Genomic DNA, 15132 nt, shown 5'->3' on the forward strand with positions numbered 1-15132 from the left:
TACCGACTCCTCGAACCTTAGGGGCGTATCAGCGCAGCAAACCGCTGCCACCGTAGCCTTTCAGGTTGGCTTTCTTCATCAGGGATTCGTACTGGTGCGAAACGAGGTGCGATTGTACTTGGGACATGAAGTCCATCACAACCACTACCACAATCAGCAACGAGGTCCCGCCAAGGTAGAACGGCACATTTGCTGCCACCACCAGGAACTGGGGCAGAAGGCAGACGGCCATCATGTAAAGAGCACCGAACATGGTCAAACGGGTCAGAACGCCATCAATGTAGCGCGCCGACTGCTCACCAGGACGGATACCCGGAATAAAGGCACCGGACTTCTTCAGGTTTTCCGCTACGTCTTTCGGGTTGAACATCAACGCTGTGTAGAAGAAGCAGAAGAAAATGATCCCTGCACTAAACAGCAGAATGTTCAACGGCTGACCAGGAGCGATCGACTGCGAGATGTCCTGCAGCCAGCCCATACCTTCGGACTGACCAAACCAGGCACCCAGCGAAGCCGGGAACAGCAGAATGCTGCTCGCGAAAATGGCCGGGATAACCCCCGCCATGTTCACTTTCAGCGGCAAGTGGCTAGTCTGCGCAGCGAAGACCTTACGGCCCTGCTGACGCTTGGCGTAATGAACGGCGATACGACGCTGACCACGCTCAATGAACACCACAAAACCGATAATCGCTACTGCCAGCAGACCGATGGCGACCAGGGCGAAAATGTTGATATCGCCTGTGCGTGCAGACTCGAAAGACTGCCCGATTGCTCTCGGAAGACCGGCAACGATACCCGCGAAAATCAACATCGAGATACCGTTGCCCACACCGCGCTCGGTGATCTGCTCGCCCAGCCACATCATGAACATCGCGCCTGCCACGAAAGTGGAAACAGCGACGACATGGAAGCCCAGGCCTACAGAAAACGCCACGCCCTGGTTGGCCAGGCCAATGGACATGCCAATGGCTTGGACCAGTGCCAGGATAACGGTGCCGTAGCGGGTGTACTGGCTGATCTTGCGACGGCCAGCTTCACCTTCCTTCTTCAACTGCTCCAGTTGCGGGCTGACCGCCGTCATCAACTGCATGATGATCGATGCCGAAATGTACGGCATGATCCCCAGTGCAAAGATGCTCATGCGCTCGAGCGCGCCACCGGAAAACATGTTGAACAAGCTAAGAATGGTCCCCTCATTCTGCCGAAACAGATCCGCCAGACGGTCCGGATTGATGCCGGGAACCGGGATATGCGCACCTATCCGATAGACGATGATCGCCATGAACAGAAAGCGCAGACGAGCCCAGAGTTCCGACATCCCGCCCTTACCGAGCGAAGAGAGAGCACCTTGCTTAGCCATTTATTCCTCGAATTTGCCGCCAGCTGCTTCGATAGCCGCACGCGCACCCTTGGTGGCTGCGATACCCTTGATGGTGACTGCGCGAGTAACTTCGCCAGACAGCATGATTTTCACACGCTGAATGTGCTGGTTGATCACGTTGGCATCCTTCAGGGATTGCACGGAGATCACGTCGCCTTCCACTTTGGCCAGCTCGGACAGACGCACTTCAGCGCGGTCCATGGCTTTCAGGGAAACGAAGCCGAACTTCGGCAGGCGACGGTGCAGCGGCTGTTGACCGCCTTCGAAGCCAGGAGCGATCGAACCACCCGAACGGGAAGTCTGACCTTTGTGGCCACGGCCGCCGGTCTTACCCAGACCGCTACCGATACCACGACCTGGACGATGCTTCTCGCGACGGGAACCCGGCGCTGGACTCAGATCATTGAGTTTCATCGATTAGCCCTCGACCTTCAGCATGTAGTAAGCCTTGTTGATCATCCCGCGGTTCTCGGGAGTATCCTGGACTTCTACAGTGTGACCGATGCGACGCAGACCCAGGCCTTTAACACACAGCTTGTGGTTAGGCAGACGGCCCGAGACGCTCTTGATCAGCGTTACTTTTACGGTTGCCATGATCAGAAGATCTCCTCGACGCTCTTGCCACGCTTGGCGGCAATGGATTCAGGAGATTGCATGGCTTTCAGACCCTTGAAGGTGGCGTAAACCACGTTCACTGGGTTGGTCGAACCGTAGCACTTGGCCAGAACGTTCTGAACACCAGCAACTTCCAGGACAGCACGCATTGCGCCACCGGCGATGATACCGGTACCTTCCGAGGCAGGCTGCATGTAAACCTTCGAGGCGCCGTGGGCAGCCTTGGTGGCGTACTGCAGGGTGGTGCCCTTCAGGTCAACCTGGATCATGTTGCGGCGAGCAGCTTCCATGGCTTTCTGGATCGCGGCTGGTACTTCGCGCGACTTGCCACGGCCGAAGCCAACACGACCTTTACCATCACCAACCACGGTCAGCGCGGTGAAGGTGAAGATACGGCCGCCTTTTACGGTTTTGGCAACGCGGTTAACTTGAACCAGCTTCTCGATGTAGCCTTCGTCGCGCTTTTGATCGTTATTTGCCATAACTTAGAACTCCAGCCCGCCTTCACGAGCAGCATCAGCCAGCGCTTTGACGCGGCCATGGTACTTGAAGCCGGAACGGTCAAAGGCAACTTGAGATACACCGGCGGCTTTCGCACGCTCAGCTACCAGCTTGCCAACCTTAGTGGCCGCGTCGATGTTGCCAGTGGCGCCATCACGCAGGTCTTTGTCCAAGGTCGAGGCGCTTGCCAGAACCTTGCTGCCGTCGGCCGAAATGACCTGGGCGTAGATGTGCTGCGAGGAGCGGAACACGCACAGGCGCACGACTTCGAGTTCGTGCATCTTGAGACGTGCTTTGCGAGCGCGACGCAGTCGAATAACTTTTTTGTCGGTCATTTACTAGGCCCTACTTCTTCTTGGCTTCTTTACGACGGACTACTTCGTCCGCGTAACGCACACCTTTACCTTTGTAAGGCTCTGGCGGACGGAAGTCGCGGATTTCAGCGGCCACCTGACCTACCAGCTGCTTGTCGATACCCTTGATCAGGATGTCGGTCTGGCTAGGTGTTTCAGCGGTGATACCGGCTGGCAGTTCGTAGTCCACTGGGTGAGAGAAGCCCAGGGCCAGGTTCAGGACGGTGCCTTTAGCCTGTGCCTTGTAACCAACACCGACCAGCTGGAGCTTGCGCTCGAAGCCTTGGCTTACGCCTTGGACCATGTTGTTGACCAGAGCGCGGGTGGTACCGGCCATGGCACGAGCTTGCTGGTCACCATTGCGAGCGACGAAACGCAGCTCACCAGACTCTTCGGTAACTTCAACAGACGAGTGAACGTTCAGTTCGAGAGTACCTTTGGCACCCTTCACCGAAAGCTGCTGGCCGGCGAATTTGACTTCGACACCGGATGGCAGCTTAACGGGGTTCTTAGCGACGCGAGACATGTCTATCCCCCCTTAGAACACTGTGCACAGAACTTCGCCGCCGACACCGGCAGCGCGCGCAGCGCGATCAGTCATCACACCTTTGTTGGTGGAGACGATAGACACGCCCAGACCGCCACGTACTTTCGGCAGATCGGTGACGGCCTTGTACTGGCGCAGGCCTGGACGGCTGGAGCGCTTCAGTTCCTCGATGACCGGACGGCCTTCGAAGTACTTCAGTTCGATCGACAGGGAAGGCTTGGCCTCACCAGTTACCTGGTAGCCAGCGATGTAACCTTCGTCCTTCAGAACTTTGGCAACCGCGACCTTCAGGGTAGAGGAAGGCATGCTTACGACGGACTTTTCAGCCATCTGGGCATTACGGATGCGAGTTAGCATGTCCGCTAACGGGTCCTGCATACTCATGGGCTAGATGCTCCTGATACAAGAATTATTAGCCTTGCGGCTATGACAACCACCCGAACGGTTTGGGCAAAAACCCAGGCTCAGGTGAGCCGGTCATTCTAGACACAAGGCAGAAACGAAACAAGCCCCATATAGGGGCTTGTTTGTTGGCAAGGTCACCGGCGGTCGGAAGATTGCTCCCCTTCCACCCGTGCCTTGCCTGCAGCGATTACCAGGAGGCCTTGACCAGGCCTGGTACGTCACCGCGCATTGCAGCTTGACGCAGCATGTTACGGCCCAGGCCGAACTTACGGTATACACCGTGAGGACGACCGGTCAGGCGGCAACGGTTGCGCAGGCGCGAGGCGCTAGCGTCGCGTGGCTGCTTCTGCAGAGCGACAACGGCAGCGAAACGCTCTTCTGGAGAGGCGTTCAGGTTGACGATGGTCGCTTTCAGCTCAGCACGCTTCTTAGCGAACTTTGCTACCGTGAGCTGACGCTTCAGCTCGCGGTTTTTCATGCTCTTCTTGGCCATTTTCCTACTCCAATCAGTTGCGGAACGGGAACTTGAAAGCACGCAGCAGAGCGCGGCCTTCGTCGTCCGAACGAGCAGTGGTGGTCAGGGTGATGTCCAAACCGCGCAGAGCATCGATCTTGTCGTAGTCGATTTCCGGGAAGATGATCTGCTCTTTCACGCCCATGCTGTAGTTGCCACGACCATCGAAGGACTTGGCATTCAGGCCGCGGAAGTCGCGAACCCGAGGCAGGGAGATCGCCAGCAGGCGGTCCAGGAATTCGTACATCTTGTCGCTACGCAGGGTCACCTTGACGCCGATCGGCCAGCCTTCGCGGACTTTGAAGCCAGCGATGGATTTGCGAGCGAAAGTCACGACCGGCTTTTGACCGGTGATCTTTTCCAGGTCGGCAACAGCGTGCTCGATGACTTTCTTGTCGCCGATCGCTTCGCCCAGACCCATGTTCAGGGTGATCTTGGTAACGCGCGGAACTTCCATCACGTTCGACAGCTTAAGTTCTTCCTTAAGCTTAGGAGCGATTTCGTTCCGGTAAATCTCTTTCAGTCGTGCCATGGTCTTCTACCTAGCAGTGTTCAAGCATCAACCGCTTTTTGGGTCGACTTGAAGACACGAATTTTTTTACCGTCTTCTACTTTGAAACCAACGCGGTCAGCCTTGTTGGTTTCACCGTTGAAGATGGCAACGTTGGAAGCGTGCAGAGGCGCTTCTTTCTCGACGATACCGCCCTGTACGCCCGCCATCGGGTTAGGCTTGGTATGACGCTTGACCAGGTTCACGCCACCGATAACCAGACGGTCATCAGCCAGAACCTTCAGCACCTTACCGCGCTTACCTTTGTCTTTGCCGGCGATCACGATGATCTCGTCGTCACGACGAATCTTTTGCATGTCGGATCTCCTTACAGCACTTCAGGGGCGAGCGAGACGATCTTCATGAACTTCTCAGTACGAAGTTCACGGGTCACTGGCCCGAAGATGCGAGTGCCGATCGGCTCTTGCTTGTTGTTCAGCAGAACAGCAGCGTTGCCGTCGAAACGAATGATGGAACCGTCAGCGCGACGAACACCGTGACGGGTACGTACGACGACAGCGGTCATCACTTGGCCTTTTTTGACCTTACCGCGCGGAATTGCTTCCTTGACGGTTACTTTGATGATGTCACCGATACCGGCGTAACGGCGGTGCGAACCGCCGAGTACCTTGATGCACATGACGCGACGAGCGCCGCTGTTATCGGCCACATCGAGCATGGATTGAGTCTGAATCATAAAATTTCTCCGACCCTTAGCCCTTAGACTTCAACAGCGCGTTCGAGGACTTCAACCAGTGCCCAGGACTTGGTCTTGGCCAGCGGACGGGTTTCACGGATGGAAACCTTGTCGCCGATCTTGCACTGGTTGGCTTCGTCGTGCGCGTGCAGCTTAGTCGAACGCTTAACGTATTTACCGTAGATCGGGTGCTTTACGCGACGCTCGATCAGAACGGTGATGGTCTTGTCCATTTTGTCGCTGACGACACGGCCAGTCAGCGTACGGACGGTTTTTTCAGCTTCAGCCATGATCACTTACCTGCCTGCTGGTTGAGCACAGTTTTCACGCGAGCGATGTCACGCTTAACTTGCGAGAGCAGGTGCGACTGCCCCAACTGGCCAGTTGCTTTCTGCATACGCAGATTGAACTGGTCGCGCAGCAAGCCGAGCAGTTGCTCGTTCAGTTGCTGTGCCGATTTTTCACGAAGTTCATTCGCTTTCATCACATCACCGTCCGCTTAACAAAGGAGGTGGCGAGAGGCAGCTTTGCAGCAGCCAGGGCGAAAGCTTCGCGCGCCAGCTCTTCAGAAACACCCTCGATCTCGTACAGGACTTTGCCTGGCTGAATCTGGGCAACCCAGTATTCCACGGAGCCCTTACCTTTACCCATACGAACCTCAAGAGGTTTTTTGGAGATCGGCTTGTCCGGGAACACACGGATCCAGATCTTACCGCCACGCTTAACGTGACGGGTCAGCGCACGACGTGCGGACTCGATCTGGCGAGCGGTGAGGCGACCGCGAGCAACAGCTTTCAGGGCGAATTCGCCGAAGCTGACTTTGCTACCGCGCAGTGCCAGACCACGGTTGTGGCCAGTCATCTGCTTGCGGAATTTTGTACGCTTTGGTTGCAACATTTGGCGTACCCCTTACTTAGCAGCTTTTTTACGAGGCGCTGGTGCTTGTGGTTTCAGTTCTTCTTGGCGACCACCAATAACTTCGCCTTTGAAGATCCAAACCTTCACACCGATCACACCGTAAGTGGTGTGAGCTTCGTAGGTGTTGTAGTCGATATCGGCACGCAGGGTGTGCAGAGGCACACGACCTTCACGATACCACTCGGTACGAGCAATCTCAGCACCGCCGAGACGACCGCTCACCTGGATCTTGATGCCCTTGGCACCAATACGCATGGCGTTCTGTACCGCGCGCTTCATGGCGCGACGGAACATTACACGGCGTTCCAGCTGCTGAGCTACGCTCTGCGCAACCAGCATAGCGTCGAGTTCCGGCTTGCGGATCTCTTCGATGTTGATGTGCACAGGCACACCCATCTGCTTGGTCAGGTCCTGACGCAGCTTCTCGACATCTTCACCTTTCTTACCGATAACGATACCGGGACGAGCGGTGTGGATGGTGATGCGTGCAGTTTGAGCCGGACGATGAATATCGATACGGCTTACGGACGCGCTTTTTAGTTTGTCTTGGAGGTACTCACGCGTTTTCAGATCCTTCAACAGGTAATCTGCGTAAGTAGCACCGTCTGCGTACCAGACGGAGGTGTGCTCCTTGACGATTCCCAGGCGAATGCCAGTGGGATGTACTTTCTGACCCATCTGATCGACTCCGTTACTTGTCCGCAACCTTGACAGTGATATGGCAAGACCGCTTGACGATGCGATCAGCACGGCCTTTGGCACGTGGCATGATGCGCTTCAGCGAACGCCCTTCGTTGACGAAGACGGTGGAGACCTTCAGGTCATCAACGTCTGCGCCTTCGTTGTGTTCGGCGTTGGCTACGGCCGACTCGAGGACTTTCTTCATGATTTCAGCGGCTTTTTTGCTGCTGAAGGCCAACAGGTTGAGCGCTTCGCCCACCTTCTTCCCGCGGATCTGGTCGGCGACCAAGCGGGCTTTCTGGGCGGAGATGCGAGCGCCCGACAACTTAGCGGCTACTTCCATTTCCTTACCCCTTAACGCTTGGCTTTCTTGTCAGCCACGTGCCCGCGATAGGTGCGGGTACCGGCGAACTCGCCCAGTTTGTGGCCGACCATGTCTTCGTTCACGAGAACTGGGACATGCTGGCGACCGTTGTGAACCGCGATGGTCAGACCGACCATTTGTGGCAGGATCATCGAACGGCGCGACCAGGTTTTAACTGGCTTGCGATCGTTCTTCTCCACCGCCACTTCGACCTTCTTCAACAGGTGAAGATCGATAAAAGGACCTTTTTTCAGAGAACGTGGCACTGTCGTATCCCTCTAGTTACTTGCGACGACGGACGATCATGTTGTCGGTACGCTTATTACCACGGGTTTTAGCACCCTTGGTTGGGAAGCCCCATGGCGATACCGGATGACGACCACCGGAGGTACGACCTTCACCACCACCGTGTGGGTGGTCAACCGGGTTCATGGCAACACCACGAACGGTTGGGCGAACGCCGCGCCAGCGTTTGGCACCAGCTTTACCCAGCGAACGCAGGCTGTGCTCGGAGTTCGAGACTTCGCCCAGGGTCGCACGGCACTCAGCCAGGACTTTACGCATTTCACCAGAGCGCAGACGCAGGGTCACGTAGACACCTTCGCGAGCGATCAGCTGAGCCGAAGCACCAGCGGAACGAGCGATCTGAGCACCTTTACCCGGCTTCAGTTCGATGCCGTGAATGGTGCTACCTACTGGAATGTTGCGCAGCTGCAGGGAGTTACCGGCCTTGATTGGGGCCAGGGCACCTGCGATCAGCTGGTCGCCAGCGCTCACGCCTTTAGGCGCGATGATGTAGCGACGCTCACCGTCTGCGTAGCACAGCAGGGCGATGTGAGCAGTACGGTTTGGATCGTATTCGATACGCTCGACAGTGGCTGGAATGCCATCTTTGTCGTTGCGACGGAAGTCGACCAGACGGTAATGCTGCTTGTGACCACCACCAACGTGACGAGTGGTAATGCGGCCATTGTTGTTACGACCACCAGACTTCGATTTTTTCTCGATCAGCGGTGCGTGAGGAGCGCCTTTGTGCAGCTCCTTGTTGACCACCTTGACCACGAAACGGCGGCCAGGGGAAGTCGGTTTGCATTTAACGATTGCCATGATGCACCCCTTCCTTACTCAGCACTGCTGCTGAAATCGAGATCTTGGCCTGGCTGAAGGGAGACGATCGCCTTCTTCCAGTCATTACGCTTGCCCAGACCACGTGCGGTACGCTTGGTTTTACCCAGAACGTTAACAGTCGACACGTTTTCAACTTTTACGTTGAACAGGCCTTCGACAGCTTTCTTGATTTCCAGCTTGGTTGCATCAGTAGCAACCTTGAATACGAACTGGCCTTTTTTCTCAGCCAGAACGGTAGCCTTCTCGGAAACGTGCGGGCCAAGGAGGACTTTGAATACGCGTTCCTGGTTCATCCCAGCAGCTCCTCGAATTTCTTCACGGCCGAGACAGTGATCAACACTTTCTCGTATGCGATCAGACTGACCGGGTCGGAACCTTGTACGTCACGTACGTCGACGTGCGGCAGGTTACGAGCAGCCAGGTACAGGTTCTGATCAACAGCGTCGGAAACGATCAGTACATCGCTCAGACCCATGCCGTTCAGCTTGTTCAGCAGATCTTTGGTTTTCGGTGCTTCAACAGCGAAGTCCTGAACCACGACCAGACGGTCGCTACGCACCAGCTCAGCGAGGATGGAGCGCAGAGCTGCGCGATACATCTTCTTGTTGAGCTTTTGCGAGTGATCTTGAGGGCGAGCTGCGAAGGTTACACCACCGCCACGCCAGATCGGACCACGAGTGGTACCAGCACGAGCACGGCCAGTACCCTTCTGACGCCATGGGCGCTTACCGCCACCAGCCACGTCGGAACGGGTCTTCTGCTGCTTGGTGCCCTGACGGCCGCCGGCCATGTAGGCCACGACTGCTTGGTGAACCAGCGTCTCGTTGAATTCGCCACCGAAAGTCAGTTCGGAAACTTCGATCGCCTGAGCGTCATTTACATTAAGTTGCATGTCAGTTTCCCCTTAACCGCGAGCCTTGACAGCTGGACGTACAACCACGTCGCCGCCAGTAGCGCCAGGTACGGCACCCTTGATCAGCAGCAGGTTGCGTTCAGCGTCTACGCGAACTACTTCCAGGGACTGAACAGTCACGCGCTCGGCGCCCATGTGACCGGACATTTTCTTGCCCTTGAACACACGACCAGGAGTCTGGCACTGGCCGATGGAACCAGGCACACGGTGCGACACGGAGTTACCGTGGGTGTTGTCCTGACCACGGAAGTTCCAGCGCTTGATGGTACCGGCGAAGCCTTTACCTTTGGACTGACCAGTAACGTCAACCAGCTGGCCTGCAGTGAAGAGTTCAGCTTTGATCAGATCGCCAGCCTGGAAATCGCCTTCTTCAAGACGGAACTCCCAAACACCGCGACCAGCGGCAACGTTGGCCTTGGCGAAGTGGCCTGCCTGAGCGGCAGTCACACGCGAAGCACGACGCTCGCCGACAGTGACTTGCACTGCACGGTAGCCATCGGTTTCTTCAGTTTTGAACTGGGTGACGCGATTCGGCTCGATCTCAATGACCGTGACCGGAATGGAGACACCTTCTTCGGTGAAAATGCGGGTCATACCGCACTTGCGACCGATTACACCAATAGTCATGTTGTAAACCTCATGAGTGTACGGGGCTTTCACCCGCTATGGCCGCCCATTTCAGAGCGTTACACGACTAGACCGAAGTCTTAGCCGAGGCTGATCTGTACTTCCACACCTGCCGCCAGATCAAGCTTCATCAGCGCGTCAACGGTTTTATCCGTTGGCTGGACGATGTCCAGAACACGCTTATGAGTGCGAATCTCGTACTGGTCACGCGCGTCTTTGTTGACGTGCGGGGAGACCAGAACGGTGAAACGCTCTTTGCGGGTAGGCAGTGGAATTGGACCACGCACTTGTGCACCAGTACGTTTCGCGGTTTCCACGATTTCCTGGGTGGATTGGTCGATCAGGCGATGGTCGAAAGCCTTCAACCTGATACGGATTTGCTGATTTTGCATTGGATTTCAGACTCCAGGCTGTTCCCAACGGACGCACTACGCCCGCTAAAAGGAGGCGTGATTCTATAGACGCCCCCAATTAGTGTCAACCCAATAAAAAAAACCCCCGCTGAGCGGGGGTTTTTTCAATCGGTCGAGTGATTACTCGATGATTTTGGCCACAACGCCGGCGCCGACGGTACGACCGCCTTCACGGATAGCGAAGCGCAGACCGTCTTCCATTGCGATGGTCTTGATCAGGGTAACAGTCATCTGAATGTTGTCACCTGGCATTACCATTTCAACGCCTTCCGGCAGTTCGCAGTTACCGGTCACGTCAGTGGTACGGAAGTAGAACTGTGGACGGTAGCCTTTGAAGAACGGAGTGTGACGGCCGCCTTCTTCCTTCGACAGGACGTAGACTTCTGCGGTGAACTTGGTGTGCGGCTTGACCGAACCTGGCTTGACCAGAACCTGGCCACGCTCAACGTCGTCACGCTTGGTACCACGCAGCAGAACGCCGCAGTTCTCGCCAGCACGACCTTCGTCCAGCAGCTTGCGGAACATCTCAACACCGGTGCAGGTGGTGGTGGTGGTGTCACGCAGACCAACGATTTCCAGCGGATCCTGAACGCGGACGATACCACGCTCGATACGACCGGTAACAACGGTACCACGACCCGAGATCGAGAACACGTCTTCGATTGGCATCAGGAACGGCTGGTCGATGGCACGAACTGGCTCAGGGATGTAGGCATCCAGAGTTTCTACCAGCTTCTTGACAGCGGTAGTGCCCATTTCGTTGTCGTCTTTGCCTTCCAGGGCCATACGAGCGGAACCGATGATGATCGGAGTGTCGTCGCCTGGGAAGTCGTAGGTGGACAGCAGGTCGCGAACTTCCATCTCGACCAGTTCCAGCAGCTCAGCGTCGTCTACCAGGTCAGCCTTGTTCAGGAAGACCACGATGTACGGAACGCCTACCTGACGGGACAGCAGGATGTGCTCACGGGTTTGTGGCATCGGACCATCGGCGGCCGAGCAAACCAGGATCGCGCCGTCCATCTGGGCAGCACCGGTGATCATGTTCTTCACGTAGTCAGCGTGACCTGGGCAGTCAACGTGAGCGTAGTGACGAATGTTCGAGTTGTACTCGACGTGAGCGGTGTTGATGGTGATACCGCGCGCTTTTTCTTCCGGAGCCGAGTCGATCTTGTCGAACTCAACGACTGCCGAACCGAAAACTTCGGAGCAGACGCGAGTCAGAGCTGCGGTCAGAGTGGTCTTACCGTGGTCAACGTGGCCGATGGTGCCGACGTTAACGTGGGGAAGGGAACGATCAAATTTTTCTTTAGCCACGACAGTGAACCTCTTGCCTAAAGGGGATTAGCCTTGTTTTTTAACGAGTGCTTCGACGATGTTCGACGGAGCTTCGGCGTATTTGGAGAATTCCATGGAGTAGCTTGCGCGACCCTGAGACATGGAACGAACGTCGGTTGCGTAACCGAACATCTCTCCGAGCGGTACTTCAGCACGGACGACGCGGCCAGAGACCGACTCATCCATACCCTGGACCAGACCACGACGACGGTTCAGGTCACCCATCACGTCACCCAGGTAGTCTTCCGGGGTTACAACTTCGACTTTCATGATCGGCTCGAGAACCACGCCACCGCCCTTCTGGGCCAGTTGCTTGGTCGCCATCGAAGCAGCGATCTTGAACGCCATTTCGTTGGAGTCGACGTCGTGGTACGAACCGTCGAATACCGCGGCCTTCAGGCCGATCAGAGGATAACCGGCAACAACGCCGTTTTTCATCTGCTCTTCGATACCCTTCTGGATCGCAGGGATGTATTCCTTAGGAATCACACCACCAACGACTTCGTTGGAGAACACCAGACCTTCTGTGATGTTGCCCTTGTCGTCCACGTCCGGCTCGGAGAAGCGAACCCAGCAGTGACCGAACTGACCACGACCACCCGACTGACGAACGAACTTGCCTTCGATCTCGACGTTGGATTTGGTGATCTTCTCGCGGTACGAAACCTGCGGCTTGCCGATGTTGGCTTCGACGTTGAATTCGCGCTTCATGCGGTCAACGAGGATGTCCAGGTGCAGCTCACCCATACCGGAGATGATGGTCTGACCGGTTTCTTCATCGGTCTTGACGCGGAACGATGGGTCTTCCTGAGCCAACTTGCCCAGTGCGATACCCATCTTCTCCTGGTCCTGCTTGGTTTTCGGCTCTACAGAGAGCGAAATCACAGGCTCAGGGAAGTCCATACGCTCGAGGATGATCGGCTTGTCGGCGTTGCACAGGGTATCACCAGTAGTGACGTCCTTCATGCCGATCAGAGCAGCGATGTCGCCTGCACGTACTTCTTTGATCTCTTCACGCTGGTTGGCGTGCATCTGGACCATACGACCAACGCGCTCTTTCTTGCCTTTGACCGAGTTGATGACAGAGTCACCGGAGGTCAGGAAGCCCGAGTAAACGCGAACGAAGGTCAGAGTACCAACGAACGGGTCGGTGGCAATCTTGAAGGCCAGGGCCGAGAACGGCTCGTCGTCGTCAGCATGACGCTCGTCGAACTGCTCTGGCTTGACTTCGTCCTTAGGCACGTCGATCAGGTCAGGGTGGATGCCCTTGATCGCAGGGATCTCGGTCGGAGCTGGCAGGAAGTCGATAACGGCGTCGAGAACCAGGGGAACACCCTTGTTCTTGAACGACGAACCGCAGACAGCCGGAACGATCTCGCTGGCCAGGGTGCGCGCGCGCAGGCCTGCCTTGATCTCTTCGACGGACAGCTCACCTTCTTCAAGGTACTTGTTCATCAGCTCTTCGGTGGCTTCGGCGGCGGCTTCAACCATGTTGTTGCGCCATTCGTTAGCCAGCTCGACCATATCCGCAGGAATTTCTTCCTCGCGGTAGGTAGTACCCTTGTCGTCGTCGTTCCAGTAGATAGCCTTCATCTTGATCAGGTCAACCTGACCCTGGAAGTTATCTTCCGAACCGATGGCCAGCTGAACAGGAACCGGAGTGTGACCCAGACGGTTCTTGATCTGACCTACGACGCGCAGGAAGTTTGCACCAGCACGGTCCATCTTGTTCACGTAAACAACACGCGGAACGCCGTACTTGTTGGCCTGACGCCATACGGTTTCGGACTGCGGCTCAACGCCGGAGGTGCCGCAGAATACAACGACCGCGCCGTCGAGTACACGCAGCGAACGCTCTACTTCAATGGTGAAGTCAACGTGGCCAGGGGTATCGATAACGTTTACGCGGTAGTTGTCATACTGACCACGGGAACCTTTCCAGAAGGTGGTAACGGCAGCGGAGGTAATGGTGATACCCCGCTCCTGCTCCTGCACCATCCAGTCGGTGGTCGCGGCGCCGTCATGCACCTCGCCCATTTTGTGGCTCAGACCTGTGTAGAACAGGATCCGCTCGGTAGTGGTGGTCTTGCCCGCGTCAACGTGGGCACAGATACCAATGTTACGGTAGCGGTTAATTGCTGTAGTACGAGCCATAAAGCCCTCGCAAAAAGATTGATGCTTGAATTAGAAGCGGTAGTGCGAGAACGCTTTGTTGGCTTCAGCCATACGGTGAACGTCTTCACGCTTCTTGACTGCAGCACCCTTGCCTTCGGCAGCATCCAGCAGTTCGCCGGCCAGACGCAGAGCCATCGACTTCTCGCCGCGCTTGCGGGCGTAGTCTACGAGCCAGCGCATTGCCAGAGCGTTACGACGGGATGGACGAACTTCAACCGGGACCTGGTAAGTGGCACCGCCGACACGACGGGACTTTACTTCGACCAGCGGAGCGATGGCGTCGAGAGCTTTCTCGAAGATTTCCAGGGGGTCGCTGTTCTTGCGTGCTTTGACGGTATCCAGGGCACCGTAAACGATGCGCTCGGCTACGGCCTTCTTGCCGCTTTCCATCACGTGGTTCATGAACTTCGCGAGAATCTGGGATCCGTACTTCGGATCGTCAAGGATCTCACGTTTTGCTGCTACACGACGTCTTGGCATGATAAGCCCTCAAACGGTCTTCAGGTTAGCCCGGGACCAGGTCATTCGACCCACGCCCGACCTTACTCTTATCGACTCAAAAAAATGGATGTCTGCAAACGACCGATTACTTCGGACGCTTGGTACCGTACTTCGAACGACCCTGGTTACGGCCTTTAACGCCCGAAGTATCCAGAGAGCCGCGAACGGTGTGGTAACGAACACCTGGCAAGTCTTTTACACGGCCGCCACGAATCAGGACGACGCTGTGCTCTTGCAGGTTGTGGCCTTCACCACCGATGTACGAGGAAACCTCGAAACCGTTGGTCAGACGCACACGGCATACTTTACGCAGTGCCGAGTTAGGTTTTTTCGGCGTGGTGGTGTACACACGGGTGCACACGCCACGACGCTGCGGGCAGTTCTGCAGCGCAGGAACGTCGGACTTCTCGACCGAACGCTTACGCGGCTGACGTACCAGCTGGTTGATAGTTGCCATCTACTAGCTCCACTGATTGTCTTGCGACTCTATTGTCTTGCAAGAAAGCCAAAAATT

General features: G+C 56.2%; 26 protein-coding genes. All 26 read right to left on the reverse strand.

The genetic code is table 11. The features are described 5' to 3' along the window. Positions 1–28 precede the first annotated feature (28 nt). The gene (secY, locus tag ACF8FG_RS00310; RefSeq protein WP_003257108.1) at positions 29–1360 is read right to left on the reverse strand and encodes a preprotein translocase subunit SecY; all 1332 of its coding nucleotides are present in this window, start codon (positions 1358–1360) and stop codon (positions 29–31) included. Beyond that, positions 1361–1795: a 50S ribosomal protein L15 gene (rplO, locus tag ACF8FG_RS00315; RefSeq protein WP_003255461.1), complete on the reverse strand. Its 435-nt coding sequence runs from the start codon at positions 1793–1795 to the stop codon at positions 1361–1363. A 3-nt stretch (positions 1796–1798) separates the two neighbouring features. After that, a complete protein-coding gene (gene rpmD, locus ACF8FG_RS00320) occupies positions 1799–1975 on the reverse strand; it encodes a 50S ribosomal protein L30 (RefSeq protein ID WP_003255463.1) in 177 nt (58 codons plus the stop codon). 2 nt (positions 1976–1977) lie between these two features. After that, positions 1978–2478: a 30S ribosomal protein S5 gene (gene rpsE / locus ACF8FG_RS00325; RefSeq protein WP_003255465.1), complete on the reverse strand. Its 501-nt coding sequence runs from the start codon at positions 2476–2478 to the stop codon at positions 1978–1980. A gap of 3 nt (positions 2479–2481) precedes the next feature. Further along, positions 2482–2832, reverse strand: a complete 351-nt coding sequence (gene rplR / locus ACF8FG_RS00330; RefSeq protein WP_003255467.1) for a 50S ribosomal protein L18 — start codon at positions 2830–2832, stop codon at positions 2482–2484. A gap of 10 nt (positions 2833–2842) precedes the next feature. Beyond that, complete coding sequence (gene rplF / locus ACF8FG_RS00335) at positions 2843–3376, reverse strand: 50S ribosomal protein L6 (protein ID WP_003255469.1); 534 nt, start codon at positions 3374–3376, stop codon at positions 2843–2845. A gap of 12 nt (positions 3377–3388) precedes the next feature. Continuing rightward, positions 3389–3781 (reverse strand): 30S ribosomal protein S8, encoded by a 393-nt coding sequence (rpsH, locus tag ACF8FG_RS00340; protein ID WP_003255471.1) that lies wholly within the window; start codon positions 3779–3781, stop codon positions 3389–3391. A gap of 208 nt (positions 3782–3989) precedes the next feature. Continuing rightward, complete coding sequence (gene rpsN, locus ACF8FG_RS00345; protein ID WP_003255472.1) at positions 3990–4295, reverse strand: 30S ribosomal protein S14; 306 nt, start codon at positions 4293–4295, stop codon at positions 3990–3992. Positions 4296–4308: 13 nt separating this feature from the next. Continuing rightward, complete coding sequence (gene rplE, locus ACF8FG_RS00350) at positions 4309–4848, reverse strand: 50S ribosomal protein L5 (protein ID WP_003255474.1); 540 nt, start codon at positions 4846–4848, stop codon at positions 4309–4311. Between the two features lie 20 nt (positions 4849–4868). Beyond that, complete coding sequence (rplX, locus tag ACF8FG_RS00355; protein WP_003255476.1) at positions 4869–5183, reverse strand: 50S ribosomal protein L24; 315 nt, start codon at positions 5181–5183, stop codon at positions 4869–4871. Between the two features lie 11 nt (positions 5184–5194). Next, a complete protein-coding gene (rplN, locus tag ACF8FG_RS00360; protein ID WP_002555479.1) occupies positions 5195–5563 on the reverse strand; it encodes a 50S ribosomal protein L14 in 369 nt (122 codons plus the stop codon). Positions 5564–5586: 23 nt separating this feature from the next. Beyond that, on the reverse strand, positions 5587–5853 hold the full coding sequence (gene rpsQ, locus ACF8FG_RS00365; protein ID WP_003255478.1) for a 30S ribosomal protein S17: 267 nt from the start codon (positions 5851–5853) through the stop codon (positions 5587–5589). 2 nt (positions 5854–5855) lie between these two features. Further along, the gene (rpmC, locus tag ACF8FG_RS00370) at positions 5856–6047 is read right to left on the reverse strand and encodes a 50S ribosomal protein L29 (RefSeq protein ID WP_002555481.1); all 192 of its coding nucleotides are present in this window, start codon (positions 6045–6047) and stop codon (positions 5856–5858) included. Next, the gene (rplP, locus tag ACF8FG_RS00375; protein WP_003255479.1) at positions 6047–6460 is read right to left on the reverse strand and encodes a 50S ribosomal protein L16; all 414 of its coding nucleotides are present in this window, start codon (positions 6458–6460) and stop codon (positions 6047–6049) included. The genes rpmC and rplP overlap by 1 nt, the downstream gene beginning before the upstream one ends. Before the next feature lie 12 nt (positions 6461–6472). Further along, positions 6473–7159, reverse strand: a complete 687-nt coding sequence (gene rpsC / locus ACF8FG_RS00380) for a 30S ribosomal protein S3 (protein ID WP_003255481.1) — start codon at positions 7157–7159, stop codon at positions 6473–6475. 13 nt (positions 7160–7172) lie between these two features. Further along, positions 7173–7505 carry a 50S ribosomal protein L22 gene (gene rplV, locus ACF8FG_RS00385; protein ID WP_003103908.1) on the reverse strand — a complete coding sequence of 111 codons (333 nt, stop codon included), beginning with the start codon at positions 7503–7505 and terminating at the stop codon, positions 7173–7175. 11 nt (positions 7506–7516) lie between these two features. Next, positions 7517–7792, reverse strand: a complete 276-nt coding sequence (gene rpsS / locus ACF8FG_RS00390; protein WP_003255482.1) for a 30S ribosomal protein S19 — start codon at positions 7790–7792, stop codon at positions 7517–7519. 16 nt (positions 7793–7808) lie between these two features. After that, positions 7809–8633 carry a 50S ribosomal protein L2 gene (rplB, locus tag ACF8FG_RS00395; protein ID WP_003255483.1) on the reverse strand — a complete coding sequence of 275 codons (825 nt, stop codon included), beginning with the start codon at positions 8631–8633 and terminating at the stop codon, positions 7809–7811. A 14-nt stretch (positions 8634–8647) separates the two neighbouring features. Beyond that, entirely contained in the window at positions 8648–8947 is a 300-nt protein-coding gene (gene rplW, locus ACF8FG_RS00400) for a 50S ribosomal protein L23 (RefSeq protein ID WP_003255484.1), read from the reverse strand. Then, the gene (gene rplD, locus ACF8FG_RS00405) at positions 8944–9546 is read right to left on the reverse strand and encodes a 50S ribosomal protein L4 (RefSeq protein ID WP_003255485.1); all 603 of its coding nucleotides are present in this window, start codon (positions 9544–9546) and stop codon (positions 8944–8946) included. The genes rplW and rplD overlap by 4 nt, the downstream gene beginning before the upstream one ends. A 12-nt stretch (positions 9547–9558) precedes the next feature. Further along, positions 9559–10194 carry a 50S ribosomal protein L3 gene (rplC, locus tag ACF8FG_RS00410; RefSeq protein ID WP_003255486.1) on the reverse strand — a complete coding sequence of 212 codons (636 nt, stop codon included), beginning with the start codon at positions 10192–10194 and terminating at the stop codon, positions 9559–9561. A gap of 80 nt (positions 10195–10274) precedes the next feature. After that, a complete protein-coding gene (gene rpsJ, locus ACF8FG_RS00415; RefSeq protein ID WP_003186070.1) occupies positions 10275–10586 on the reverse strand; it encodes a 30S ribosomal protein S10 in 312 nt (103 codons plus the stop codon). Positions 10587–10727: 141 nt separating this feature from the next. Beyond that, positions 10728–11921, reverse strand: coding sequence for an elongation factor Tu (tuf, locus tag ACF8FG_RS00420; protein ID WP_010951775.1), 1194 nt, complete (start codon positions 11919–11921; stop codon positions 10728–10730). 27 nt (positions 11922–11948) lie between these two features. Next, positions 11949–14096 carry an elongation factor G gene (gene fusA, locus ACF8FG_RS00425; RefSeq protein ID WP_003255490.1) on the reverse strand — a complete coding sequence of 716 codons (2148 nt, stop codon included), beginning with the start codon at positions 14094–14096 and terminating at the stop codon, positions 11949–11951. 30 nt (positions 14097–14126) lie between these two features. Next, complete coding sequence (gene rpsG / locus ACF8FG_RS00430) at positions 14127–14597, reverse strand: 30S ribosomal protein S7 (protein ID WP_003246741.1); 471 nt, start codon at positions 14595–14597, stop codon at positions 14127–14129. Between the two features lie 106 nt (positions 14598–14703). Continuing rightward, entirely contained in the window at positions 14704–15075 is a 372-nt protein-coding gene (gene rpsL, locus ACF8FG_RS00435; RefSeq protein WP_003255492.1) for a 30S ribosomal protein S12, read from the reverse strand. Positions 15076–15132: the final 57 nt, after the last annotated feature.

It is taken from the genome of Pseudomonas sp. YQ_6 (assembly GCF_043103245.1).
GTDB lineage: Bacteria > Pseudomonadota > Gammaproteobacteria > Pseudomonadales > Pseudomonadaceae > Aquipseudomonas > Aquipseudomonas alloputida.

Bases quoted from the DNA above. Each gene is read 5' to 3' on its own strand.
- secY (WP_003257108.1), bottom strand. From the start codon at position 1,360: ATGGCTAAGCAAGGTGCTCTCTCTTCGCTCGGTAAGGGCGGGATGTCG.
- rplO (WP_003255461.1), bottom strand. From the start codon at position 1,795: ATGAAACTCAATGATCTGAGTCCAGCGCCGGGTTCCCGTCGCGAGAAG.
- rpmD (WP_003255463.1), bottom strand. From the start codon at position 1,975: ATGGCAACCGTAAAAGTAACGCTGATCAAGAGCGTCTCGGGCCGTCTG.
- rpsE (WP_003255465.1), bottom strand. From the start codon at position 2,478: ATGGCAAATAACGATCAAAAGCGCGACGAAGGCTACATCGAGAAGCTG.
- rplR (WP_003255467.1), bottom strand. From the start codon at position 2,832: ATGACCGACAAAAAAGTTATTCGACTGCGTCGCGCTCGCAAAGCACGT.
- rplF (WP_003255469.1), bottom strand. From the start codon at position 3,376: ATGTCTCGCGTCGCTAAGAACCCCGTTAAGCTGCCATCCGGTGTCGAA.
- rpsH (WP_003255471.1), bottom strand. From the start codon at position 3,781: ATGAGTATGCAGGACCCGTTAGCGGACATGCTAACTCGCATCCGTAAT.
- rpsN (WP_003255472.1), bottom strand. From the start codon at position 4,295: ATGGCCAAGAAGAGCATGAAAAACCGCGAGCTGAAGCGTCAGCTCACG.
- rplE (WP_003255474.1), bottom strand. From the start codon at position 4,848: ATGGCACGACTGAAAGAGATTTACCGGAACGAAATCGCTCCTAAGCTT.
- rplX (WP_003255476.1), bottom strand. From the start codon at position 5,183: ATGCAAAAGATTCGTCGTGACGACGAGATCATCGTGATCGCCGGCAAA.
- rplN (WP_002555479.1), bottom strand. From the start codon at position 5,563: ATGATTCAGACTCAATCCATGCTCGATGTGGCCGATAACAGCGGCGCT.
- rpsQ (WP_003255478.1), bottom strand. From the start codon at position 5,853: ATGGCTGAAGCTGAAAAAACCGTCCGTACGCTGACTGGCCGTGTCGTC.
- rpmC (WP_002555481.1), bottom strand. From the start codon at position 6,047: ATGAAAGCGAATGAACTTCGTGAAAAATCGGCACAGCAACTGAACGAG.
- rplP (WP_003255479.1), bottom strand. From the start codon at position 6,460: ATGTTGCAACCAAAGCGTACAAAATTCCGCAAGCAGATGACTGGCCAC.
- rpsC (WP_003255481.1), bottom strand. From the start codon at position 7,159: ATGGGTCAGAAAGTACATCCCACTGGCATTCGCCTGGGAATCGTCAAG.
- rplV (WP_003103908.1), bottom strand. From the start codon at position 7,505: ATGGAAGTAGCCGCTAAGTTGTCGGGCGCTCGCATCTCCGCCCAGAAA.
- rplB (WP_003255483.1), bottom strand. From the start codon at position 8,633: ATGGCAATCGTTAAATGCAAACCGACTTCCCCTGGCCGCCGTTTCGTG.
- rplW (WP_003255484.1), bottom strand. From the start codon at position 8,947: ATGAACCAGGAACGCGTATTCAAAGTCCTCCTTGGCCCGCACGTTTCC.
- rplD (WP_003255485.1), bottom strand. From the start codon at position 9,546: ATGCAACTTAATGTAAATGACGCTCAGGCGATCGAAGTTTCCGAACTG.
- rplC (WP_003255486.1), bottom strand. From the start codon at position 10,194: ATGACTATTGGTGTAATCGGTCGCAAGTGCGGTATGACCCGCATTTTC.
- rpsJ (WP_003186070.1), bottom strand. From the start codon at position 10,586: ATGCAAAATCAGCAAATCCGTATCAGGTTGAAGGCTTTCGACCATCGC.
- fusA (WP_003255490.1), bottom strand. From the start codon at position 14,096: ATGGCTCGTACTACAGCAATTAACCGCTACCGTAACATTGGTATCTGT.
- rpsG (WP_003246741.1), bottom strand. From the start codon at position 14,597: ATGCCAAGACGTCGTGTAGCAGCAAAACGTGAGATCCTTGACGATCCG.
- rpsL (WP_003255492.1), bottom strand. From the start codon at position 15,075: ATGGCAACTATCAACCAGCTGGTACGTCAGCCGCGTAAGCGTTCGGTC.